This window comes from Leclercia sp. J807 (assembly GCF_009734465.1).
In the GTDB taxonomy this organism is placed as follows: Bacteria; Pseudomonadota; Gammaproteobacteria; order Enterobacterales; family Enterobacteriaceae; genus Enterobacter.
Genome location: NZ_CP046446.1, coordinates 181661 through 206436 on the forward strand (window position 1 = coordinate 181661; position 24776 = coordinate 206436).

The following is a 24776-nucleotide window of genomic DNA, read 5'->3' on the forward strand; positions in this document are numbered from 1 at the left end:
CATTCTCTGCTGCCACTTTTTCTTTTCCCTGTGGTCTACTTACCGCGCTTAAAGACGTTTCTGACAACGTACTCCCAGGCAATGAAATAACCTGTTCACTTTTTGACCAAGAGTGAAGCGGCTCTACTTTACCTTTTTCCAGGTTGCATTAATGAAATATATCAAAGCGATGACGCAACAAAAGCTCAGCTTTTTACTTGCGTTGTACATCGGCCTGTTTATGAATGGCGCAGTTTTTTTCCGTCGGTTTGATGGTTATGCGCAAGACTTTACCGCCTGGAAAGGAATCGCTGCGGTCGTTGAACTGGTTGCCACGGTACTGGTTACCTTCTTTTTACTGCGTTTGCTGTCGCTGTTTGGCCGCCGTGTCTGGCGGGTACTCGCCACGCTGGTGGTGCTGTGCTCGGCGGGTGCCAGCTATTACATGACCTTTATGAACGTGGTGATCGGCTACGGCATTATTGCCTCGGTGATGACCACAGATATCGACCTCTCGAAAGAGGTGGTCGGCTTACACTTTATTCTCTGGCTGGTTTGCGTGAGCATCCTGCCGCTGTTGCTTATCTGGAACAACCGCTGCCGCTATACGTTGTTGCGCCAGCTGCGTACTCCCGGACAGCGCACCAGAAGCGCCGCGGTGGTGGTGCTGGCAGGCTTAATGGTCTGGGGACCTATCCGCCTGCTGGATTTACAGCAGAAGAATGTTGAGCGTACCTCCGGCGTGGATATGCCGAGCTATGGCGGCGTGGTGGCGAACTCCTATCTGCCTTCCAACTGGATCTCCGCGCTGGGGTTATACGCCTGGGCGCAGGTGGATGAGTCTTCCGACAATAAATCGCTGATGAATCCGGCGAAGAAATTCACCTATCAGGCGCCTGCAGATCTTGATGACACCTACGTTGTCTTCATTATCGGTGAAACCACGCGCTGGGATCACATGGGCCTTCTGGGCTATGAGCGGGATACCACGCCGAAGCTGGCGCAGGAGAAAAACCTTGTCGCCTTCCGCGGTTACTCATGCGATACCGCGACCAAACTCTCGTTGCGCTGCATGTTTGTGCGTGAGGGCGGGGCGAGCGATAACCCACAGCGGACGCTGAAAGAGCAGAACGTCTTCTCAGTGCTGCGTCAGCTGGGCTTTACCTCCGATCTCTATGCGATGCAGAGCGAGATGTGGTTCTACAGCAACACCATGGCCAATAACATCGCCTACCGTGAGCAGATCGGCGCTGAGCCGCGTAACCGCGGTAAGAGCGTGGACGACATGCTGCTGATCGACGAGATGCAACGCTCGCTGGAGGGCAACCAGGACGGTAAGCATATGATCATCCTGCATACCAAAGGGTCGCACTTTAACTATACCCAGCGTTATCCACGCAGCTTTGCGAAATGGACGCCGGAGTGTAAAGGCGTGGATAAAGACTGCAGTAAACAGCAGTTGATCAACTCCTACGACAACTCGGTGACCTATGTGGATCACTTTATCGACAGCGTGATTGACCAGGTGCGCGATAAGAAAGCCATTGTTTTCTATGCCGCCGACCACGGTGAGTCGATTAACGAGAAAGAGCACCTGCACGGTACGCCGCGCAAGATGGCCCCGCCGGAGCAGTTCCGCGTACCGATGATGGTATGGATGTCTGATAAGTATCTGGAGAACCCGGAGAAAGCCAAAATGTTTGCGCATCTTAAAGCGCAGGCGGATATGAAAGTGGCGCGTCGTCATGTGGAGCTGTACGACACCATTCTGGGTTGCCTCGGTTATACCTCGCCGGACGGTGGAATTAACGAGAATAACAACTGGTGTAAAGTGCCGGACAGCACGGCGAAAGCCGCAAAGTAACAGGTCTGGCGACTTTATAGCCGATCGAAAGGCTTTTGCAAAATAAGGGATTGACGGAGGCAGAGCGTAGCAGTAAGATGCGCTCCGCATTCGGCGAGTAGCGCAGCTTGGTAGCGCAACTGGTTTGGGACCAGTGGGTCGGAGGTTCGAATCCTCTCTCGCCGACCACATTCGAAAACCCCGCTCTTTGAGCGGGGTTTTTTGCTTTTACGGGTTACAGTAACACGCCCCATCAGAACGTTATTATTCAAAAGTAATTAAAATAGCGGTTACCGCGCTTTCCCCCTGCCTGTTAACGATTATGTGACATATTCCATTGTATTTTTTTATATATGGAATGATCTTTTTTCGCGTTGCTTATACATAACCTCAGCATTTTCCCCTGTGCGTTTTAACGTTCACGGCATTTAGTGCGCAGATAATCGCCATTCCGTAAGAAAATTTACCCCGGTTGAATAAATGTTAATCACTGGTTGTAGCAGAATGCATAGAGAGTTGTGCTGCATCATGGCGGGTAGCATAAATTTCCCTGCTGAAAATAGGCCCCGGTGCTTTTTTTAATCTTTGTTTGCCAATTCTCACACTTAGCGTAAATCCCCGTCACCTGTATTGACGTTTTCACATTCTGTTGACAGATTGTAGGGCACGAGGGGCATTTCAGGGAGGATCTGCGCTGCAACTCAGTCGCTCTTCTGAAAGGAATCTCCATCCCTTATCACGCCTTAGGGCAACACCGACCAGACCGGGTAAAAAAAAATTAAAGGTCAGGCGGAGTAACACAACAAAAACATCACATTGGAGCAGAATAACAATGAGTATTTCCTTGAAGAAGTCAGGGATGCTGAAGCTTGGTCTGAGCCTGGTAGCCATGACTGTCGCAGCAAGCGTACAGGCAAAAACCCTGGTCTACTGTTCTGAAGGCTCGCCGGAAGGCTTTAACCCACAGCTCTTTACCTCTGGTACAACGTACGACGCAAGCTCTGTACCTATCTATAACCGTCTGGTTGAATTCAAAACCGGTACTACGGAAGTTATTCCGGGTCTGGCAGAGAAGTGGGACATCAGCGAAGACGGCAAGACCTACACCTTCCACCTGCGCCCGGGCGTGAAGTGGCAGGACAGCAAAGAATTTAAACCTACGCGCGACTTTAACGCCGACGACGTGGTGTTCTCCTTTGACCGTCAGAAAAATGCCCAGAACCCGTACCACAAAGTATCCGGCGGCAGCTATGAATACTTTGAAGGGATGGGTCTGCCGGATCTGATCAGCGAAATCAAAAAAGTGGACGACAACACCGTTCAGTTCGTGCTGACCCGTCCGGAAGCGCCATTCCTGGCTGACCTGGCTATGGACTTCGCCTCTATTCTCTCTAAAGAGTATGCGGACAACATGCTGAAAGCTGGCACCCCGGAGAAAGTTGACCTGAACCCAATCGGTACCGGTCCGTTCCAGCTGCTGCAGTATCAGAAAGACTCCCGCATCCTGTACAAAGCGTTTGAAGGTTACTGGGGCACCAAGCCGCAGATCGACCGTCTGGTCTTCTCCATCACGCCTGACGCCTCCGTGCGTTACGCCAAGCTGCAGAAGAACGAGTGCCAGGTTATGCCGTACCCGAACCCGGCTGACATCGCGCGCATGAAGCAGGATAAAAACATCAACCTGATGGAGCAGGCGGGTCTGAACGTCGGCTATCTCTCCTTCAACACCGAGAAGAAACCGTTTGATGACGTGAAAGTACGTCAGGCGCTGACCTACGCGGTGAACAAAGAAGCGATCATCAAGGCCGTTTATCAGGGCGCTGGCGTTGCTGCCAAGAACCTGATCCCACCAACCATGTGGGGCTACAACGACGACGTTAAGGATTACACCTATGACGTTGAGAAAGCGAAAGCACTGCTGAAAGAAGCGGGCCAGGATAAAGGCTTTACCGTTGAGCTGTGGGCGATGCCAGTACAGCGTCCTTACAACCCGAACGCGCGCCGTATGGCCGAAATGGTTCAGGCTGACTGGGCTAAGATTGGCGTTCAGGCCAAGATCGTGACCTACGAGTGGGGCGAGTACCTGAAGCGTGCTAAAGCGGGTGAGCACCAGGCTGTGATGATGGGCTGGACCGGCGACAACGGGGATCCAGATAACTTCTTCGCGACCCTGTTCAGCTGCGCCGCGGCGAAAGATGGTTCTAACTACTCTCGCTGGTGCTACAAGCCGTTTGAAGATCTGATCCAGCCGGCGCGTGCTGCAGAAGATCACAACAAGCGTATCGAACTGTACAAACAGGCTCAGGTTGTCATGCATGAGCAGGCGCCAGCGCTGATCGTGGCTCACTCAACCGTGTACGAACCAGTGCGTAAAGAAGTTAAAGGCTATGTGGTTGATCCACTGGGCAAACACCACTTCGAAAACGTCTCTGTTGAATAATTAAAAGCAACGCCAGGCGGCGCTGCGCTTGCACTGGCCTACGGTATGTAGGCCGGGTAAGCGTAGCGCCACCCGGCAGCAGTGCTTTATTCCCTCTCTGAAAGGGGAGGGAATAAGATTTGTGAGCAATACAGACGTCGCGCCTCCAGGCGTACGTCATTAGAGAGAATCCGGGTTATGTTGCAGTTCATCCTCCGACGTCTGGGACTTGTTATCCCCACGTTTATCGGTATCACCCTTCTCACCTTCGCTTTTGTCCATATGATCCCCGGTGACCCGGTAATGATTATGGCGGGCGAGCGTGGCATTTCTCCTGAACGTCATGCACAGCTGTTGGCCGAACTGGGGCTGGATAAGCCGATGTGGCAGCAGTATCTCCACTATATCTGGGGTGTGATGCATGGTGATTTGGGCATTTCGCTGAAAAGCCGTCTTCCGGTGTGGGAAGAGTTCGTACCACGTTTTAAAGCGACGCTGGAGCTCGGTGTCTGCGCCATGATTTTTGCCGTCGCCGTTGGTATTCCGGTGGGCGTGCTGGCTGCGGTGAAACGTGGCTCCATCTTTGATCATACTGCCGTTGGCCTGGCGCTGACCGGCTACTCCATGCCTATCTTCTGGTGGGGCATGATGCTGATTATGCTGGTTTCGGTGCAGCTGAACCTGACGCCTGTCTCAGGGCGCGTCAGCGATATGGTCTTCCTCGATGACACCAATCCGCTGACCGGCTTTATGCTGATCGACACGGCTATCTGGGGTGAAGAAGGCAACTTTATTGATGCGCTGGCGCACATGATCCTGCCTGCGATGGTGCTCGGGACAATCCCGCTGGCGGTCATCGTGCGTATGACCCGTTCGTCGATGCTGGAAGTGCTGGGCGAGGACTACATCCGTACTGCCCGCGCCAAAGGGCTGACCCGTATGCGGGTGATCATCATTCATGCCCTGCGCAACGCCATGCTGCCGGTGGTCACGGTTATCGGCCTGCAGGTGGGAACGCTGCTGGCAGGGGCGATTCTGACCGAAACCATCTTCTCCTGGCCGGGCCTGGGCCGCTGGTTGATTGACGCGCTGCAGCGCCGTGACTATCCGGTGGTGCAGGGCGGTGTGTTGCTGGTGGCGACGATGATTATCCTCGTCAACCTGCTGGTCGATTTGCTGTACGGCGTGGTGAACCCGCGTATTCGTCATAAGAAGTAAGGGGCCATCATGTCACAAGTTACTGTAAATAAAGCTGCACCGGTGCCAATGACGCCGATGCAGGAGTTCTGGCACTACTTCAAACGCAACAAAGGTGCGGTGGTAGGGCTGGTATACGTTTCCATCATGATCCTGATTGCCGTGTTTGCGAACGTGCTCGCGCCGCATAACCCGGCGGAGCAGTTCCGTGATGCGCTGCTTGCACCCCCGGTATGGCAGGACGGCGGTACCCTGACGCATCTGCTGGGTACCGATGACGTGGGCCGTGATGTGCTTTCCCGTCTGATGTACGGCGCACGTCTGTCGCTGCTGGTTGGCTGTCTGGTGGTGGTGCTGTCGCTGATCCTCGGCGTGGTGCTGGGCCTGATCGCCGGTTACTTTGGCGGCCTGATTGATAACACCATCATGCGTATCGTCGACATCATGCTGGCTCTGCCAAGCCTGCTGCTGGCGCTGGTGCTGGTGGCGATCTTCGGCCCGTCAATCGGCAACGCCGCGCTGGCCCTGACCTTTGTTGCCCTTCCTCACTACGTGCGATTAACCCGCGCGGCGGTGCTGGTGGAAGTGAACCGTGACTACGTTACCGCCTCTCGCGTGGCGGGCGCTGGCGCGATGCGTCAGATGTTCATCAACATTCTTCCAAACTGCCTTGCGCCGCTGATTGTTCAGGCGTCGCTCGGTTTCTCTAACGCCATTCTCGATATGGCCGCTCTTGGCTTCCTTGGCATGGGTGCGCAGCCGCCAACACCGGAGTGGGGCACCATGCTCTCCGACGTGTTGCAGTTCGCGCAAAGCGCCTGGTGGGTCGTGACCTTCCCGGGTCTGGCGATCCTGCTGACGGTGCTGGCATTTAACCTGATGGGTGATGGTCTGCGTGATGCACTTGATCCCAAACTGAAGCAGTAAGAGGCACGAGATGGCGTTATTAAATGTAGATAAATTATCGGTGCACTTCGGTGACGTAGGCTCCGAGTTTCGCGCCGTAGATCGGGTCAGCTACAGCGTAAATCAGGGTGAAGTGGTCGGCATCGTGGGCGAGTCCGGTTCCGGTAAATCGGTAAGCTCCCTGGCAATCATGGGACTGATTGATTTCCCTGGCCGCGTGATGGCGGAAAACCTGGAATTTAACGGACAGGATCTGAAGCGCATTTCCGAAAAAGAGCGCCGCAACCTGGTCGGTGCCGAAGTGGCGATGATCTTCCAGGATCCGATGACCAGCCTTAACCCGTGTTACACCGTGGGCTTCCAGATTATGGAAGCCATTAAGGTGCACCAGGGCGGGAACAAGAAAACCCGTCGTCAGCGGGCAATCGACCTGCTGACCCAAGTGGGTATTCCTGATCCGGCCTCGCGTCTGGATGTCTATCCGCACCAGCTCTCCGGTGGGATGAGCCAGCGCGTGATGATCGCCATGGCGATTGCCTGTCGGCCAAAACTGCTGATTGCCGATGAACCGACAACCGCGCTGGACGTGACCATTCAGGCACAGATCATCGAGCTGCTGCTGGAGTTACAGCAGAAAGAGAACATGGCGCTGATCCTGATCACCCATGACCTGGCGTTAGTGGCCGAAGCCGCGCATAAAATCATCGTGATGTACGCCGGGCAGGTGGTTGAAACCGGCAATTCGCACGATATCTTCCGTGCACCCCGTCACCCCTATACTCAGGCCCTGCTCCGCGCACTGCCGGAGTTTGCCCAGGACAAGGCGCGTCTGGCGTCATTGCCGGGCGTGGTACCGGGTAAATATGACCGCCCGACCGGCTGTCTGCTGAACCCGCGCTGCCCGTATGCCACGGACAAATGTCGCGTTGATGAGCCGGCGCTGAACACCGTGGACGGCGGCCGCCAGTCTAAATGTCACTACCCACTTGATGACGCCGGGAGGCCGAACTATGAGTACGCATGAGGCCACCATGCAACAGCCGCTGCTGCATGCTATCGATCTGAAAAAACACTACCCGGTGAAGAAGGGGCTGTTCGCCCCGGAACGTCTGGTTAAAGCACTGGATGGCGTCTCCTTTACCCTCGAGCGCGGTAAGACATTAGCGGTGGTGGGGGAGTCCGGCTGTGGGAAATCCACGCTGGGTCGCCTGCTGACGATGATTGAAACCCCGACCGGGGGCGAGCTGTATTATCAGGGTCAGGATCTGCTGAAGCACGATCCCGACGCGCAGAAACTGCGTCGCCAGAAAATCCAGATTGTCTTCCAGAACCCTTATGGTTCGTTGAACCCGCGTAAAAAAGTGGGGCAGATTCTGGAGGAGCCATTGCAGATCAACTCCACGCTGAGTAAAGAGCAGCGTCGCGAGAAGGCGCTGGCGATGATGGCGAAAGTGGGGCTCAAGACCGAGCACTACGATCGCTATCCGCATATGTTCTCCGGTGGTCAGCGTCAGCGTATCGCTATCGCCCGTGGTCTGATGCTCGACCCGGATGTGGTGATCGCCGATGAACCGGTCTCCGCGCTGGACGTTTCCGTCCGTGCGCAGGTGCTGAACCTGATGATGGATCTGCAGCAGGATTTAGGTCTGTCGTATGTCTTCATCTCGCACGATCTGTCGGTGGTAGAGCATATCGCGGATGAAGTGATGGTGATGTATCTGGGCCGTTGCGTCGAGAAGGGCACCAAGGATCAAATCTTTAATAACCCGCGCCATCCGTATACCCAGGCGTTGCTCTCTGCGACCCCGCGTCTGAACCCGGATGACCGCCGGGAGCGTATTAAGCTGACCGGTGAGCTGCCAAGCCCACTCAATCCGCCGCCGGGGTGTGCATTCAACGCCCGCTGCCGCCGTCGTTTTGGGCCGTGCACCCAGCTGCAACCGCAGTTAAAAGACTACGGCGGACAACTGGTGGCCTGCTTTGCGGTGGACCAGGACGAAAATGGTGAGAAGCCCCACGCATAAGTGAAAAAAAACCGGCGAATTCGCCGGTTTTTTATTGGTTTGCGCGACGCTATTTCCGTAAACGGATTTGATCGACAGCGTGCTTTTCGCTCTTGGTGAGGATCAGGCTGGCCCGCTCGCGCGTTGGCAGAATGTTCTCTTTTAGGTTCACATAGTTGATCTCATTCCACAGTGCGGTGGCCACGTTGACCGCCTCCTCTTTCGAGAGCTGGGCGTAGTTGTGGAAGTAGGAGTCAGGATCGGTAAACGCCCCTTCGCGGAACTTCAGGAAGCGGTTGATGTACCAGCTTTGCAGTAAATCTTCCGGGGCATCGACATAAATAGAGAAGTCGACAAAGTCGGAGACAAAGACATGATGCGGGTCATGAGGATAGTCCATCCCGCTTTGCAGAACGTTTAACCCTTCCAGAATCAGAATGTCCGGCTGAACCACGGTTTTGTCCCCGTCAGGGATACGGTCATAAATCAGGTGCGAATAGACCGGGGCCGTGACGTTCGGCACGCCGGATTTCAGATCCGACACGAATTTCACCAGACGGTGCATATCATAAGAGAGCGGGAAGCCTTTCTTCTTCATCAGACCGCGCTCCTTTAACACCTCGTTAGGGTGCAGGAAGCCGTCGGTGGTGATCAGCTCAACGCTACGATGCTCTGGCCAGCGGCTCAGCAGCGCCTGCAGTACGCGCGCGGTGGTGCTTTTACCCACGGCCACGCTGCCGGCAATACTGATGATATAAGGAATGCGCTGCCCGTTAGTCCCGAGGAACTGTTCCAGCACGGCCTGTCGACGAAGGTTGGAACTGATATAGAAATTCAGCAAACGTGACAGAGGCAAATAAATTTCAGCCACTTCTTCAAGCGACAGGTCTTCGTTTATCCCTTTTAACCGTGCGATTTCGCCTTCCGTTAAGGTCATCGGAACGGAGTCACGCAGAGCAGCCCACTGGCTGCGGCTAAACTGGAGATAAGGCGTCATTAACGTTTGCTCTTTTTTGCTCATAAGCATGCTTGAGTGAGCCATCGCATCCCACAACAGAGGCTGGGTAGGGGGGAGTGGCACATCATTGATTAGTTAATTTTGGACAATGGGCAGGAGGTTAACACCAGATGAGCCGAATAATAAGAAAAAAAGTGGCCCCGTGTTGCGTTAAGCGGGAATCGTCACAGACCGGGTTTGAGCTCATTATGGGACAGCATGTGGTGAATATTTGCGCGCGTCTGCCTGAAAATACAGCGTTATTCACTCTTCTAGCACAAAATGTGAGCGAAAGAACAATTTATGCAAATTTTTAGTTGCATGACCGCCCATGTCTCCATAGAATGCGCGCTACTTGATGCCGACTTAGCTCAGTAGGTAGAGCAACTGACTTGTAATCAGTAGGTCACCAGTTCGATTCCGGTAGTCGGCACCATCAAGTCCGGTGGGGTTCCCGAGCGGCCAAAGGGAGCAGACTGTAAATCTGCCGTCACAGACTTCGAAGGTTCGAATCCTTCCCCCACCACCACTTTCTGGCAGCGTTAACGCCGCCGGAGTTGGTTGAAAAAATTAACCAGCTCGAACTTAAAAAGAGAGAAATCTCTTTTTTTGTTACAGAAAGAACTGGGTAGCCGAGTTTCAGGATGCGGGCATCGTATAATGGCTATTACCTCAGCCTTCCAAGCTGATGATGCGGGTTCGATTCCCGCTGCCCGCTCCAATACGTGCTGATATGGCTCAGTTGGTAGAGCGCACCCTTGGTAAGGGTGAGGTCCCCAGTTCGACTCTGGGTATCAGCACCACTTCACTTCTCCCTCCCATTTCTCTCTGTTTCAATTTAAATGTATTCAACAGTTCAGGCATTTCGCCTGGTTGATGTGGTGATATCACCGATTTATCCGTGTCTTAGAGGGACAATCGATGTCTAAAGAAAAGTTTGAACGTACAAAACCGCACGTTAACGTCGGTACTATCGGCCACGTTGACCATGGTAAAACAACGCTGACCGCTGCAATCACTACCGTTCTGGCAAAAACCTACGGTGGTTCTGCTCGCGCATTCGACCAGATCGATAACGCACCAGAAGAAAAAGCTCGTGGTATCACCATCAACACTTCTCACGTTGAATACGACACCCCGACTCGCCACTACGCACACGTAGACTGCCCAGGCCACGCCGACTATGTTAAAAACATGATCACCGGTGCTGCGCAGATGGACGGCGCGATCCTGGTTGTTGCTGCGACTGACGGCCCAATGCCTCAGACCCGTGAGCACATCCTGCTGGGTCGTCAGGTAGGCGTTCCTTTCATCATCGTGTTCCTGAACAAATGCGACATGGTTGATGACGAAGAGCTGCTGGAACTGGTAGAGATGGAAGTTCGTGAACTGCTGTCTCAGTACGACTTCCCAGGCGACGATACCCCAATCGTTCGTGGTTCTGCTCTGAAAGCGCTGGAAGGCGAAGCTGAGTGGGAAGAGAAAATCATCGAACTGGCTGGCTACCTGGATTCTTACATCCCAGAACCAGAGCGTGCTATCGACAAGCCGTTCCTGCTGCCAATCGAAGACGTATTCTCCATCTCCGGTCGTGGTACCGTTGTTACCGGTCGTGTAGAGCGCGGTATCATCAAAGTTGGTGAAGAAGTTGAAATCGTTGGTATCAAAGATACTGCGAAATCTACCTGTACTGGCGTTGAAATGTTCCGCAAACTGCTGGACGAAGGCCGTGCTGGTGAGAACGTTGGTGTTCTGCTGCGTGGTATCAAGCGTGAAGAAATCGAACGTGGTCAGGTTCTGGCGAAGCCAGGCTCAATCAAGCCACACACCAAGTTCGAATCTGAAGTGTACATCCTGTCCAAAGACGAAGGCGGCCGTCATACTCCGTTCTTCAAAGGCTACCGTCCACAGTTCTACTTCCGTACTACTGACGTGACCGGTACCATCGAACTGCCAGAAGGCGTTGAGATGGTAATGCCAGGCGACAACATCAAAATGGTTGTTACCCTGATCCACCCAATCGCAATGGACGATGGTCTGCGTTTCGCAATCCGCGAAGGCGGCCGTACCGTTGGCGCGGGCGTGGTTGCTAAAGTTCTCGGCTAATTGCTGATAACATTTGACGCAATGCGCATGAAAAGGGCATCATTTGATGCCCTTTTTGCACGCTTTCACATCAGAACCTGGCTCATCAGTGATTATTTTTGTCATAATCATTGCTGAGACAGGCTCTGCAGAGAGCGTATAATCCGAAAAGCGAATTAGCATTTCGATTTGGTTTGCCTCGCGCTCGCGGGGTGAAAATGTTTGTAGAATACTTCTGACAGGTTGGTTTATGAGTGCGAATACCGAAGCTCAAGGGAGCGGGCGCGGCCTGGAAGCGATGAAATGGGTAGTAGTAGCCGTATTGTTGATCGTAGCAATCGTGGGCAACTACCTTTATCGTGACATGATGCTGCCGCTACGCGCGCTGGCAGTGGTAATTCTGATTGCTGCAGCGGGTGGTGTCGCGCTGTTGACGACCAAAGGTAAAGCGACCGTCGCTTTTGCCCGCGAAGCGAGAACGGAAGTCCGTAAGGTCATTTGGCCGACTCGCCAGGAAACATTGCACACCACGCTGATTGTAGCTGCGGTTACCGCTGTAATGTCACTGATCCTGTGGGGACTGGATGGTATTCTGGTTCGCCTGGTATCCTTTATCACTGGCCTGAGGTTCTGAGATGTCTGAAGCCCCTAAAAAGCGCTGGTACGTCGTTCAGGCGTTTTCCGGTTTTGAAGGCCGCGTAGCAACGTCGCTGCGTGAGCATATCAAATTACACAACATGGAAGAGTTGTTTGGTGAAGTTATGGTTCCGACCGAAGAAGTGGTCGAGATCCGTGGCGGCCAGCGTCGCAAAAGCGAGCGCAAATTCTTCCCGGGTTACGTGCTTGTTCAGATGGTGATGAACGACGCAAGCTGGCACTTAGTGCGCAGCGTACCGCGCGTAATGGGCTTTATCGGCGGCACGTCTGACCGTCCGGCGCCAATCAGCGATAAAGAAGTTGATGCGATTATGAACCGCCTGCAGCAGGTTGGTGATAAGCCGCGTCCGAAAACGCTGTTTGAACCGGGTGAAATGGTACGTGTTAATGACGGTCCGTTTGCTGACTTTAACGGTGTGGTTGAAGAAGTGGACTACGAGAAGTCCCGCCTGAAAGTTTCTGTTTCTATCTTCGGTCGTGCGACCCCGGTAGAGCTGGACTTCGCTCAGGTAGAAAAAGCCTAAGCAGCGATCAAAAAAGCGACGATTTAAACGTTGCACAGGGCGCGAGATTGGAATACAATTTCGCGCCTTTTGTTTTTATGGATGCAATCCGTAAAACGAATTTTATCACGGGGAGCCTCCTTGAGGCGCTATAACCCAATCAGAGGATTTTAGAATGGCTAAGAAAGTACAAGCCTACGTCAAGCTGCAGGTTGCAGCTGGTATGGCGAACCCAAGTCCACCAGTTGGTCCAGCTCTGGGTCAGCAGGGTGTGAACATCATGGAATTCTGTAAAGCGTTCAACGCAAAAACCGAATCCCTGGAAAAAGGTCTGCCAATCCCAGTCGTAATCACTGTTTACGCTGACCGTTCTTTCACTTTCGTTACCAAGACCCCGCCGGCAGCAGTTCTGCTGAAAAAAGCGGCTGGTATCAAGTCTGGTTCCGGCAAGCCGAACAAAGACAAAGTAGGTAAAATTTCCCGCGCTCAGCTGCAGGAAATCGCGCAGACCAAAGCTGCCGACATGACTGGTTCCGACATTGAAGCGATGACTCGCTCCATCGAAGGTACTGCACGTTCCATGGGCCTGGTAGTGGAGGACTAAGAAATGGCTAAACTGACCAAGCGCATGTCCGTGATCCGTGACAAAGTTGATGCGACCAAACAGTACGAAATCAACGAAGCTATCGCTCTGCTGAAAGAACTGGCTACCGCTAAGTTCGTTGAAAGCGTTGACGTTGCTGTAAACCTCGGTATCGACGCTCGTAAATCTGATCAGAACGTACGTGGTGCAACTGTACTGCCACACGGTACTGGCCGTTCCGTTCGCGTAGCCGTATTTGCCCAGGGCGCAAACGCTGAAGCTGCTAAAGCTGCAGGCGCTGAGCTGGTAGGTATGGAAGATCTGGCTGACCAGATCAAGAAAGGCGAAATGAACTTTGACGTTGTTATCGCATCTCCAGATGCAATGCGCGTTGTTGGCCAGCTGGGCCAGGTTCTGGGTCCACGTGGCCTGATGCCAAACCCGAAAGTGGGTACTGTAACCCCTAACGTTGCTGAAGCGGTTAAGAACGCTAAAGCAGGTCAGGTTCGTTATCGTAACGACAAAAACGGCATCATCCACACCACCATCGGTAAAGTGGACTTTGACGCTGACAAACTGAAAGAAAACCTGGAAGCTCTGCTGGTTGCGCTGAAAAAAGCAAAACCAACTCAGGCGAAAGGCGTATACATCAAGAAAGTTAGCATCTCCACCACCATGGGTGCAGGTGTTGCAGTTGACCAGGCTGGCCTGAGCGCTGCTGCAAACTAATACCTTTACGTGGGCGGCGAATTTGTCTACAATCTTCGCCCACGTTTGCTAACTCAGGTTAGCGGGTAACCGAATTGTTCGTTGGAGCCTGGCCTATCCAGGCCTCCGTCGAAGACCGCAGGTGTTTCGTAAGAGACTTAATCCCCTGCGTAGACGGTGACAGAACGCTAAGATTATTTTTTGATACTCTGGCTTGTTTCTGCTCACCGTATTTAGACGCTCTTCCCGTTGGGAAGAGTGAAGTGAGTTCCAGGGCATGAGCCCTGGCAAACATCCAGGAGCAAAGCTAATGGCTTTAAATCTTCAAGACAAACAAGCGATTGTTGCTGAAGTCAGCGAAGTAGCCAAAGGCGCGCTGTCTGCAGTAGTTGCGGATTCCCGTGGCGTTACTGTAGATAAAATGACTGAACTGCGTAAAGCAGGTCGTGAAGCTGGCGTTTACATGCGTGTTGTTCGTAACACCCTGCTGCGCCGCGTAGTTGAAGGTACTCCTTTCGAGTGCCTGAAAGACACGTTTGTTGGTCCAACCTTGATTGCATACTCTATGGAGCACCCGGGCGCTGCTGCTCGTCTGTTCAAAGAGTTCGCGAAAGCGAATGCAAAATTCGAGGTTAAAGCTGCAGCCTTTGAAGGTGAGTTGATCCCGGCATCGCAAATCGATCGCCTGGCAACCCTGCCGACCTACGAAGAAGCAATTGCACGCCTGATGGCAACCATGAAAGAAGCTTCGGCTGGCAAACTGGTTCGCACTCTGGCTGCTGTTCGCGATGCGAAAGAAGCTGCTTAATAGCAGTCCTCTTTATCAAGTATTCGCTTACGTATAAACTTATTCTGATTTTCAGGAACAATTTAAATGTCTATCACTAAAGATCAAATCATTGAAGCAGTATCCGCTATGTCCGTAATGGACGTTGTAGAACTGATCTCTGCAATGGAAGAAAAATTCGGTGTTTCCGCTGCTGCTGCTGTAGCTGTAGCTGCTGGCCCGGTTGAAGCTGCTGAAGAAAAAACTGAATTCGACGTAGTTCTGAAAGCTGCTGGCGCGAACAAAGTTGCTGTAATCAAAGCAGTACGTGCTGCAACTGGCCTGGGTCTGAAAGAAGCTAAAGACCTGGTAGAATCTGCTCCAGCTGCGCTGAAAGAAGGCGTGAGCAAAGACGACGCAGAAGCACTGAAAAAATCTCTGGAAGAAGCTGGCGCTGAAGTTGAAGTTAAATAAGCCAACCCTTCCGGTTGCAGCCTGAGAAATTAGGCTGATGGCTGGTGACTTTTTGGTCACCAGCCTTTTTGCGCTGTAAGGCGCCAGTAGCGTTTCACACTGTTTGACTGCTGGTTGTCCTGACAATGCTTGTTTCTATCGACGACTTAATATACTGCGACAGGGTGCTCGCTCTGGGTAAATCGCAATGAAATGGTTTAAGCGTGATAGCAACAGGCATTGCGGAAAGTGTTCGATTTTCCGATCAACAAAATGGTGTTGCACAAACTGTCCGCCAATGGACAGATGGGTCGACTTGTCAGCGAGCTGAGGAACCCTATGGTTTACTCCTATACCGAGAAAAAACGTATTCGTAAGGATTTTGGTAAACGTCCACAAGTTCTGGACATTCCATATCTCCTTTCTATCCAGCTTGACTCGTTCCAGAAGTTTATCGAGCAAGATCCTGAAGGGCAGTACGGCCTGGAAGCAGCCTTCCGTTCCGTATTCCCAATTAAGAGCTACAGCGGTAACTCCGAGCTGCAATACGTCAGCTACCGCCTTGGCGAACCGGTATTTGACGTTCAGGAATGTCAGATCCGTGGCGTGACCTACTCGGCACCGCTGCGCGTTAAACTGCGTCTGGTGATCTACGAGCGCGAAGCGCCGGAAGGCACCGTTAAAGACATCAAAGAACAAGAAGTCTACATGGGCGAAATTCCGCTCATGACCGACAACGGTACTTTCGTTATCAACGGTACTGAGCGTGTTATCGTTTCCCAGCTGCACCGTAGCCCGGGCGTCTTCTTCGACAGCGATAAAGGTAAAACGCACTCTTCCGGTAAAGTACTGTATAACGCGCGTATCATTCCTTACCGTGGTTCCTGGCTGGACTTCGAGTTCGATCCGAAAGACAACCTGTTTGTCCGTATCGACCGTCGTCGTAAACTGCCTGCGACCATCATTCTGCGTGCGCTGAACTACACCACTGAGCAGATTCTGGATCTGTTCTTTGAGAAAGTTGTCTTTGAAATTCGCGACAACAAGCTGCAAATGGAACTGGTGCCAGAGCGTCTGCGTGGTGATACCGCGTCGTTCGACATCGAAGCCAACGGCAAAGTGTATGTGGAAAAAGGCCGCCGTATTACTGCGCGCCACATCCGTCAGCTGGAAAAAGATGAAATCAAACACATCGAAGTTCCGGTTGAGTACATTGCTGGCAAAGTTGCAGCAAAAGACTACGTTGATGCATCTACTGGCGAGCTGATCTGCCCAGCGAACATGGAGCTGAGCCTGGATCTGCTGGCTAAGCTGAGCCAGTCTGGCCACAAGCGTATCGAAACGCTGTTCACCAACGATCTGGACCACGGTCCGTACATGTCCGAAACCGTACGTGTCGACCCAACCACCGATCGTCTGAGCGCGCTGGTAGAAATCTACCGCATGATGCGCCCTGGTGAGCCACCAACTCGCGAAGCGGCTGAAAGCCTGTTCGAGAACCTGTTCTTCTCCGAAGACCGCTACGATCTCTCCGCGGTTGGTCGTATGAAGTTCAACCGTTCTCTGCTGCGTGACACGATCGAAGGTTCCGGTATCCTGAGCAAAGAAGACATCATCGAAGTGATGAAGAAGCTCATCGATATCCGTAACGGTAAAGGCGAAGTGGACGATATCGACCACCTCGGCAACCGTCGTATCCGTTCCGTAGGCGAAATGGCGGAAAACCAGTTCCGCGTTGGCCTGGTACGTGTAGAGCGTGCGGTGAAAGAGCGTCTGTCTCTGGGCGATCTGGATACCCTGATGCCTCAGGATATGATCAACGCCAAGCCGATCTCCGCAGCAGTGAAAGAGTTCTTTGGTTCCAGCCAGCTGTCTCAGTTTATGGACCAGAACAACCCACTGTCTGAGATCACGCACAAACGTCGTATCTCTGCACTCGGCCCAGGCGGTCTGACTCGTGAGCGCGCAGGCTTCGAAGTTCGAGACGTACACCCGACCCACTACGGTCGCGTATGTCCAATCGAAACGCCTGAAGGTCCAAACATCGGTCTGATCAACTCCCTGTCCGTGTACGCACAGACGAACGAATACGGTTTCCTCGAGACCCCGTATCGTAAAGTGACTGACGGTGTTGTAACCGACGAAATTCACTACCTGTCTGCTATCGAAGAAGGTAACTACGTTATCGCCCAGGCGAACACCAACCTGGACGAAGAAGGTCGCTTTGTTGATGACCTCGTTACCTGCCGTAGCAAAGGTGAATCCAGCTTGTTCAGCAACGACCAGGTTGACTACATGGACGTTTCCACCCAGCAGGTGGTTTCCGTCGGTGCGTCCCTGATCCCGTTCCTGGAACACGATGACGCCAACCGTGCATTGATGGGTGCGAACATGCAACGTCAGGCGGTTCCGACTCTGCGCGCTGATAAGCCGCTGGTTGGTACCGGTATGGAACGTGCTGTTGCTGTTGACTCCGGTGTAACTGCAGTTGCTAAACGTGGCGGTACTGTTCAGTACGTGGATGCATCCCGTATCGTTATCAAAGTTAACGAAGACGAGATGTACCCAGGCGAAGCGGGTATCGACATCTACAACCTGACCAAATACACCCGTTCTAACCAGAACACCTGTATCAACCAGATGCCTTGCGTATCTCTGGGTGAGCCAGTTGAGCGCGGCGACGTGCTGGCAGACGGTCCGTCCACCGACCTTGGTGAACTGGCGCTCGGTCAGAACATGCGCGTAGCGTTCATGCCGTGGAACGGTTACAACTTCGAAGACTCCATCCTCGTCTCCGAGCGTGTGGTTCAGGAAGATCGTTTCACCACTATTCACATCCAGGAACTGGCCTGTGTCTCCCGTGACACCAAGCTGGGGCCAGAAGAGATCACCGCTGACATCCCTAACGTGGGTGAAGCTGCGCTCTCCAAACTGGATGAATCCGGTATCGTTTACATCGGTGCGGAAGTGACCGGCGGCGACATTCTGGTTGGTAAGGTAACGCCGAAAGGTGAAACCCAGCTGACGCCAGAAGAGAAACTGCTGCGCGCGATCTTCGGTGAGAAAGCGTCTGACGTTAAAGACTCTTCTCTGCGCGTACCGAACGGTGTTTCCGGTACGGTTATCGACGTACAGGTCTTTACTCGCGATGGCGTAGAAAAAGACAAACGTGCGCTGGAAATCGAAGAGATGCAGCTGAAGCAGGCTAAGAAAGACCTGTCTGAAGAGCTGCAGATCCTTGAAGCTGGCCTGTTTGGTCGTATCTACGCGGTGCTGGTTTCCGGTGGTGTTGAAGCTGAGAAGCTCGACAAGCTGCCGCGTGACCGCTGGCTGGAACTGGGCCTGGCCGACGAAGAGAAACAAAATCAGCTGGAACAGCTGGCTGAGCAGTATGACGAACTGAAACACGAGTTCGAGAAGAAACTCGAAGCGAAACGCCGCAAAATCACTCAGGGCGACGATCTGGCACCGGGCGTGCTGAAGATTGTTAAGGTTTATCTGGCCGTTAAACGTCAGATCCAGCCTGGTGATAAGATGGCGGGTCGTCACGGTAACAAGGGTGTTATCTCTAAGATCAACCCGATCGAAGATATGCCTTACGATGAAAACGGCACGCCGGTAGACATCGTACTGAACCCACTGGGCGTACCGTCTCGTATGAACATCGGTCAGATCCTTGAAACCCACCTGGGTATGGCTGCGAAAGGTATCGGCGACAAGATTAACGCCATGCTGAAACAGCAGCAGGAAGTCGCGAAACTGCGCGAATTCATCCAGCGTGCGTACGATCTGGGTACCGACGTTTGCCAGAAAGTCGACCTGAACACCTTCAGCGATGAAGAAGTGATGCGTCTGGCTGAAAACCTGCGTAAGGGTATGCCAATCGCAACGCCAGTCTTCGATGGTGCGAAAGAGTCTGAAATCAAGGAACTGTTACAGCTGGGTGGCCTGCCAAGTTCTGGCCAGATCACTCTGTTCGACGGTCGTACCGGTGAGCAGTTCGAGCGCCAGGTAACCGTTGGCTACATGTACATGCTGAAACTGAACCACCTGGTTGATGACAAGATGCACGCGCGTTCTACCGGTTCTTACAGCCTGGTTACTCAGCAGCCGCTGGGTGGTAAGGCGCAGTTCGGTGGTCAGCGCTTCGGGGAGATGGAAGTGTGGGCGCTTGAAGCATACGGCGCAGCATACACCCTGCAGGAAATGCTCACCGTTAAGTCTGATGACGTGAACGGTCGTACCAAGATGTATAAAAACATCGTGGACGGCAACCATCAGATGGAACCGGGCATGCCAGAGTCCTTCAACGTACTGTTGAAAGAGATTCGTTCGCTGGGTATCAACATCGAACTGGAAGACGAGTAACTCTCGCTCAAACAGGTCACTGGTGTCGGGGTAACTCCCGACACCAGATTGTGCTAACTCCGACGGGAGCAAATCCGTGAAAGACTTATTAAAGTTTCTGAAAGCGCAAACTAAAACCGAAGAGTTTGATGCGATCAAAATTGCTCTGGCCTCGCCAGACATGATCCGTTCATGGTCTTTCGGTGAAGTTAAAAAGCCGGAAACCATCAACTACCGTACGTTCAAACCTGAGCGTGACGGCCTTTTCTGTGCGCGTATTTTCGGGCCAGTAAAAGATTACGAGTGCCTGTGCGGTAAGTACAAGCGCCTGAAACACCGTGGTGTGATCTGTGAGAAGTGCGGCGTTGAAGTGACCCAGACTAAAGTGCGTCGTGAGCGCATGGGCCACATCGAGCTGGCGTCTCCGACTGCCCACATCTGGTTCCTGAAATCTCTGCCGTCCCGTATCGGCCTGCTGCTGGATATGCCGCTGCGCGATATCGAACGTGTTCTCTACTTCGAATCCTATGTGGTTATCGAAGGCGGCATGACCAATCTGGAACGTAACCAGATCCTGACCGAAGAGCAGTATCTGGACGCGCTGGAAGAGTTCGGTGACGAATTCGACGCGAAGATGGGTGCGGAAGCGATCCAGGCCCTGCTGAAGAGCATGGATCTGGAGCAGGAGTGCGAGCAGCTGCGTGAAGAGCTGAACGAAACCAACTCCGAAACCAAGCGTAAAAAGCTGACCAAGCGTATCAAACTGCTGGAAGCGTTCGTTCAGTCTGGTAACAAACCAGAGTGGATGATCCTGACCGTTCTGCCGGTTCTGCCGCCAGATCTGCGTCCGCTGGTTCCGCTGGATGGTGGTCGTTTCGCGACATCTGACCTGAACGATCTCTATCGTCGCGTCATTAACCGTAACAACCGTCTGAAACGTCTGCTGGATCTGGCTGCGCCGGATATCATCGTACGCAACGAAAAACGTATGCTGCAGGAAGCGGTAGATGCCCTGCTGGATAACGGTCGTCGCGGTCGTGCGATCACCGGTTCTAACAAACGTCCTCTGAAATCTTTGGCCGACATGATCAAAGGTAAGCAGGGTCGTTTCCGTCAGAACCTGCTCGGTAAGCGTGTTGACTACTCCGGTCGTTCTGTAATCACCGTTGGTCCATACCTGCGTCTGCATCAGTGCGGTCTGCCGAAGAAAATGGCACTGGAGCTGTTCAAACCGTTCATCTACGGCAAGCTGGAACTGCGTGGCCTCGCCACCACCATCAAAGCCGCTAAGAAAATGGTTGAGCGTGAAGAAGCTGTCGTTTGGGATATCCTGGACGAAGTGATCCGCGAACACCCGGTACTGCTGAACCGTGCACCAACCCTGCACCGTCTGGGTATCCAGGCATTTGAGCCAGTACTGATCGAAGGTAAAGCTATCCAGCTGCACCCGCTGGTTTGTGCGGCCTATAACGCCGACTTCGATGGTGACCAGATGGCTGTTCACGTACCGCTGACGCTGGAAGCCCAGCTCGAAGCGCGTGCGCTGATGATGTCTACTAACAACATCCTGTCTCCAGCGAACGGTGAACCAATCATCGTTCCTTCTCAGGACGTTGTACTGGGTCTGTACTACATGACCCGTGACTGTGTTAACGCCAAAGGCGAAGGCATGGTGCTGACTGGCCCGAAAGAAGCTGAGCGTATTTATCGCGCTGGCCTGGCCTCTCTGCATGCGCGCGTTAAAGTGCGTATCACCGAATATGAAAAAGATGAAAACGGTGAATTCGTTGCGAAAACCAGCCTGAAAGACACGACCATTGGCCGTGCCATTCTGTGGATGATCGTACCGAAAGGTCTGCCTTTCTCCATCGTCAACCAGGCGCTGGGTAAGAAAGCGATCTCCAAAATGCTGAACACCTGTTACCGCATTCTGGGTCTGAAGCCGACTGTTATCTTCGCTGACCAGACAATGTACACCGGCTTTGCATATGCAGCGCGTTCAGGTGCATCTGTTGGTATCGATGACATGGTCATCCCAGAGAAGAAACACGAGATCATCTCTGAAGCGGAAGCTGAAGTTGCTGAGATCCAGGAGCAGTTCCAGTCTGGTCTGGTAACCGCAGGCGAACGCTATAACAAAGTTATCGATATCTGGGCAGCGGCGAACGATCGTGTATCCAAAGCGATGATGGACAACCTGCAGACTGAAACGGTAATCAACCGTGAAGGTAAAGAAGAGCAGCAGGTCTCCTTCAACAGCATCTACATGATGGCCGACTCCGGTGCGCGTGGTTCTGCAGCACAGATTCGTCAGCTGGCAGGTATGCGTGGTCTGATGGCGAAGCCAGATGGCTCCATCATCGAAACGCCAATCACCGCGAACTTCCGTGAAGGTCTGAACGTACTCCAGTACTTCATCTCCACGCACGGTGCGCGTAAAGGTCTGGCGGATACCGCACTGAAAACAGCTAACTCCGGTTATCTGACGCGTCGTCTGGTAGACGTTGCGCAGGACCTGGTTGTTACCGAAGACGATTGTGGCACCCTCGAAGGTATCACCATGACCCCGGTTATCGAGGGTGGTGATGTTAAAGAGCCGCTGCGCGATCGCGTACTGGGTCGTGTGACCGCTGAAGACGTTCTGAAGCCGGGCACTGCAGACATTCTGGTTCCGCGTAACACTCTGCTGAACGAGCAGTGGTGTGATCTGCTGGAAGTGAACTCTGTTGACTCCGTGAAAGTACGTTCCGTTGTATCCTGTGACACCGACTTTGGTGTTTGTGCGCACTGCTATGGTCGTGACCTGGCGCGTGGCCACATCATCAACAAAGGTGAAGCAATCGGTGTTATCGCGGCACAGTCCATCGGTGAACCGGGTACACAGCTGACGATGCGTACGTTCCACATCGGTGGTGCGGCATCTCGTGCGGCTGCTGAATCCAGCATCCAGGTGAAAAACAAAGGTAGCATCAAGCTCAGCAACGCGAAGTCGGTTGTGAACTCCAGCGGTAAACTGGTTATCACTTCCCGTAACACCGAGCTGAAGCTGATCGACGAATTCGGTCGTACCAAAGAGAGCTATAAAGTGCCTTACGGTGCTGTGATGGCGAAAGGCGACGGCGAGCAGGTTGCAGGCGGCGAAACCGTAGCAAACTGGGATCCGCACACCATGCCGGTTATCACCGAAGTGGCGGGCTTCATTCGCTTTACCGATATGATCGACGGCCAGACGATTACTCGTCAGACCGACGAACTGACCGGTCTCTCTTCTCTGGTGGTTCTGGACTCTGCAGAACGTACCTCGGGTGGTAAAGATCTGCGTCCGGCCCTGAAAATCGTTGATGCTAACGGCAACGACGTTCTGATCCCAGGCACCGATATGCCGGCTCAGTACTTCCTGCCAGGTAAAGCGATTGTTCAGCTGGAAGATGGCGTACAGATCAGCTCTGGTGACACCCTGGCGCGTATTCCTCAGGAATCCGGCGGTACCAAGGATATTACCGGTGGTCTGCCACGCGTTGCGGACCTGTTCGAAGCACGTCGTCCGAAAGAGCCGGCAATCCTGGCTGAAATCAGCGGTATCATCTCCTTCGGTAAAGAGACCAAAGGGAAGCGCCGTCTGGTGATCACGCCGCTGGATGGCAGCGATCCGTACGAAGAGATGATTCCAAAATGGCGTCAGCTCAACGTGTTTGAAGGTGAACGTGTAGAACGTGGTGACGTGGTTTCCGACGGTCCGGAAGCGCCGCACGACATTCTGCGTCTTCGTGGCGTACACGCGGTAACGCGTTACATCACCAACGAAGTACAGGACGTTTACCGTCTGCAGGGCGTTAAGATCAACGATAAGCACATCGAAGTTATCGTTCGTCAGATGCTGCGTAAAGCCACCATCGTGAATGCCGGTAGCTCCGACTTCCTCGAAGGTGAGCAGGTTGAATACTCTCGCGTTAAGATTGCTAACCGCGATCTGGAAGCGAATGGCAAAATCGGTGCGTCCTTCGCGCGCGATCTGCTGGGTATCACCAAAGCGTCTCTGGCAACCGAGTCCTTCATCTCCGCGGCATCGTTCCAGGAGACCACTCGTGTGCTTACCGAAGCAGCCGTTGCGGGCAAACGCGACGAACTGCGCGGTCTGAAAGAGAACGTTATCGTGGGTCGTCTGATCCCGGCTGGTACTGGTTATGCCTACCACCAGGATCGTATGCGCCGTCGCGCAGCGGGCGAAATCCCTGCTGCGCCGCAGGTAACTGCTGAAGATGCCTCTGCCAGCCTGGCAGAGCTGCTGAACGCAGGCCTGGGCGGTTCTGACAACGAGTAATCGTTAAGTCAGCCCATTAAAAAACCCGCTTCGGCGGGTTTTTTTTTGTCTGATGTACGGCGAGTCTGGTGTGATTGTTGCCGGGTGGCGCTACGCTTACCCGGTCTACGGTTCGGTGTTAGTTCACCAGTGGCAAACGGCGATACAGCTCGATCATATCCCCGGCCAGATCCTGAATGACCATCGCGTTCATCAGGTGATCCTGCGAGTGAACGGTGATCAGATTTACCGGGAGCTTGCCGGTGCCTTCATCAAGACCAATCAATTTAGTCTGGATAGAATGCGCCTGTTTGACGAACTCCCGTGACTCTTCCATCGCTTTTTCAGCCTCGGCAAAATCACCTTTACGCGCCATCTGCAGCGCGGTTAATGCTGAGCTACGGGCTGCACCGGCATTCACCAGCAATTCCATAATGATCGTTTCTAAATCTTCCATGCTTCACTCCAGCAGTTTAAGGGCTTTTTCCAGTACGGCATCACCTTTCATCATGCCGTAATCCATCATGTCGATAACCGCGACCTTCTTACCCAGCGGTTCCGCCTGGGCCTGAAGATTATTCAGTTCGTATTTGACCTGCGGGCCAAGCAAAATAATGTCGGCTGCGGCGATTTCATCTTTAAACTCAGCAACCGGTACGGCTTTAATGGTTACGTCGACCCCTTTTTTCTGCGCGGCGTCTTTCATGCGTTGAACCAGCATGCTGGTGGACATTCCCGCTGCACAGCATAAAACGATGTTCTTCATAGTCAGCCCCAATGTACATGTGTTTATTGATAATTATCCCGCACTGTCCGTTACGACAACCGCGTTACCGCGATTGTGTGTGAAGCATCACAAAGAAACCTGCATTTTCTGAAACCGGTTACAACTGTTACAGAATGGGGAGGGCAGGGCGAAACGAGGAAGAAGCTTTCCGCCCTGGTCAGCATCCTCTGCTGACGAAACAAGCGTAAAAATTCGGGCGCGTTACAGCAACGGCCCGTTGATGAGGTTACGTGACGCCTCGTA

Annotated in this window: 18 protein-coding genes and 5 tRNA genes; 20 read left to right on the forward strand and 3 right to left on the reverse strand. The window is 53.2% G+C overall.

What is annotated here, in order from left to right:
* The first annotated feature begins 151 nt into the window (after positions 1-151).
* The 7 genes from eptB (at position 152) to dppF (ending at position 8368) form a co-directional block, all read left to right on the forward strand.
* Positions 152-1843: a kdo(2)-lipid A phosphoethanolamine 7''-transferase gene (gene eptB, locus GNG26_RS00865; protein WP_103824369.1), complete on the forward strand. Its 1692-nt coding sequence runs from the start codon at positions 152-154 to the stop codon at positions 1841-1843.
* 91 nt (positions 1844-1934) lie between these two features.
* Positions 1935-2011, forward strand: a tRNA-Pro gene (locus GNG26_RS00870).
* A gap of 643 nt (positions 2012-2654) precedes the next feature.
* Entirely contained in the window at positions 2655-4262 is a 1608-nt protein-coding gene (gene dppA / locus GNG26_RS00875) for a dipeptide ABC transporter periplasmic-binding protein DppA (protein ID WP_103177792.1), read from the forward strand.
* A gap of 177 nt (positions 4263-4439) precedes the next feature.
* Positions 4440-5459: a dipeptide ABC transporter permease DppB gene (dppB, locus tag GNG26_RS00880; RefSeq protein WP_103177793.1), complete on the forward strand. Its 1020-nt coding sequence runs from the start codon at positions 4440-4442 to the stop codon at positions 5457-5459.
* 9 nt (positions 5460-5468) lie between these two features.
* Positions 5469-6365, forward strand: a complete 897-nt coding sequence (gene dppC, locus GNG26_RS00885; protein WP_103177794.1) for a dipeptide ABC transporter permease DppC — start codon at positions 5469-5471, stop codon at positions 6363-6365.
* 10 nt (positions 6366-6375) lie between these two features.
* Complete coding sequence (gene dppD, locus GNG26_RS00890; protein WP_156237491.1) at positions 6376-7368, forward strand: dipeptide ABC transporter ATP-binding protein; 993 nt, start codon at positions 6376-6378, stop codon at positions 7366-7368.
* The gene (gene dppF / locus GNG26_RS00895) at positions 7355-8368 is read left to right on the forward strand and encodes a dipeptide ABC transporter ATP-binding subunit DppF (RefSeq protein WP_103824373.1); all 1014 of its coding nucleotides are present in this window, start codon (positions 7355-7357) and stop codon (positions 8366-8368) included. The genes dppD and dppF overlap by 14 nt, the downstream gene beginning before the upstream one ends.
* Positions 8369-8417: 49 nt before the next feature.
* Here the strand turns inward: dppF and coaA are convergent, their stop codons facing one another.
* A complete protein-coding gene (coaA, locus tag GNG26_RS00900) occupies positions 8418-9368 on the reverse strand; it encodes a type I pantothenate kinase (RefSeq protein WP_103177797.1) in 951 nt (316 codons plus the stop codon).
* 336 nt (positions 9369-9704) lie between these two features.
* Between coaA and GNG26_RS00905 the strand changes: the two genes are divergently transcribed.
* From GNG26_RS00905 to rpoC, 13 genes are all read left to right on the forward strand, one after another.
* Positions 9705-9780, forward strand: a tRNA-Thr gene (locus tag GNG26_RS00905).
* An 8-nt stretch (positions 9781-9788) separates the two neighbouring features.
* Positions 9789-9873, forward strand: a tRNA-Tyr gene (locus GNG26_RS00910).
* Between the two features lie 117 nt (positions 9874-9990).
* A tRNA-Gly gene (locus GNG26_RS00915) sits at positions 9991-10065 on the forward strand.
* A 6-nt stretch (positions 10066-10071) separates the two neighbouring features.
* Positions 10072-10147: transfer RNA gene (locus GNG26_RS00920), tRNA-Thr, on the forward strand.
* A gap of 118 nt (positions 10148-10265) precedes the next feature.
* Positions 10266-11450, forward strand: a complete 1185-nt coding sequence (tuf, locus tag GNG26_RS00925; RefSeq protein WP_059307073.1) for an elongation factor Tu — start codon at positions 10266-10268, stop codon at positions 11448-11450.
* A 229-nt stretch (positions 11451-11679) separates the two neighbouring features.
* Positions 11680-12063, forward strand: coding sequence for a preprotein translocase subunit SecE (gene secE, locus GNG26_RS00930; RefSeq protein ID WP_003862342.1), 384 nt, complete (start codon positions 11680-11682; stop codon positions 12061-12063).
* Position 12064: 1 nt separating this feature from the next.
* On the forward strand, positions 12065-12610 hold the full coding sequence (gene nusG / locus GNG26_RS00935) for a transcription termination/antitermination protein NusG (RefSeq protein WP_003862341.1): 546 nt from the start codon (positions 12065-12067) through the stop codon (positions 12608-12610).
* Positions 12611-12764: 154 nt separating this feature from the next.
* On the forward strand, positions 12765-13193 hold the full coding sequence (gene rplK / locus GNG26_RS00940) for a 50S ribosomal protein L11 (protein WP_004097640.1): 429 nt from the start codon (positions 12765-12767) through the stop codon (positions 13191-13193).
* 3 nt (positions 13194-13196) lie between these two features.
* Positions 13197-13901, forward strand: a complete 705-nt coding sequence (rplA, locus tag GNG26_RS00945) for a 50S ribosomal protein L1 (RefSeq protein ID WP_103177798.1) — start codon at positions 13197-13199, stop codon at positions 13899-13901.
* Between the two features lie 289 nt (positions 13902-14190).
* Positions 14191-14688 (forward strand): 50S ribosomal protein L10, encoded by a 498-nt coding sequence (gene rplJ / locus GNG26_RS00950; protein ID WP_004097644.1) that lies wholly within the window; start codon positions 14191-14193, stop codon positions 14686-14688.
* A 66-nt stretch (positions 14689-14754) separates the two neighbouring features.
* A complete protein-coding gene (rplL, locus tag GNG26_RS00955; RefSeq protein ID WP_103177800.1) occupies positions 14755-15120 on the forward strand; it encodes a 50S ribosomal protein L7/L12 in 366 nt (121 codons plus the stop codon).
* 318 nt (positions 15121-15438) lie between these two features.
* Positions 15439-19467, forward strand: coding sequence for a DNA-directed RNA polymerase subunit beta (gene rpoB / locus GNG26_RS00960; protein WP_103177801.1), 4029 nt, complete (start codon positions 15439-15441; stop codon positions 19465-19467).
* Positions 19468-19543: 76 nt separating this feature from the next.
* Positions 19544-23767 (forward strand): DNA-directed RNA polymerase subunit beta', encoded by a 4224-nt coding sequence (gene rpoC / locus GNG26_RS00965; protein ID WP_103825466.1) that lies wholly within the window; start codon positions 19544-19546, stop codon positions 23765-23767.
* 118 nt (positions 23768-23885) lie between these two features.
* On the opposite strand, the gene GNG26_RS00970 is transcribed toward rpoC, so the two are convergent.
* Together GNG26_RS00970 and GNG26_RS00975 are read right to left on the reverse strand one after the other, a co-directional pair.
* The gene (locus GNG26_RS00970) at positions 23886-24203 is read right to left on the reverse strand and encodes a PTS lactose/cellobiose transporter subunit IIA (protein WP_039028884.1); all 318 of its coding nucleotides are present in this window, start codon (positions 24201-24203) and stop codon (positions 23886-23888) included.
* Positions 24204-24206: 3 nt separating this feature from the next.
* Complete coding sequence (locus GNG26_RS00975) at positions 24207-24512, reverse strand: PTS sugar transporter subunit IIB (RefSeq protein WP_103825467.1); 306 nt, start codon at positions 24510-24512, stop codon at positions 24207-24209.
* Positions 24513-24776: the final 264 nt, after the last annotated feature.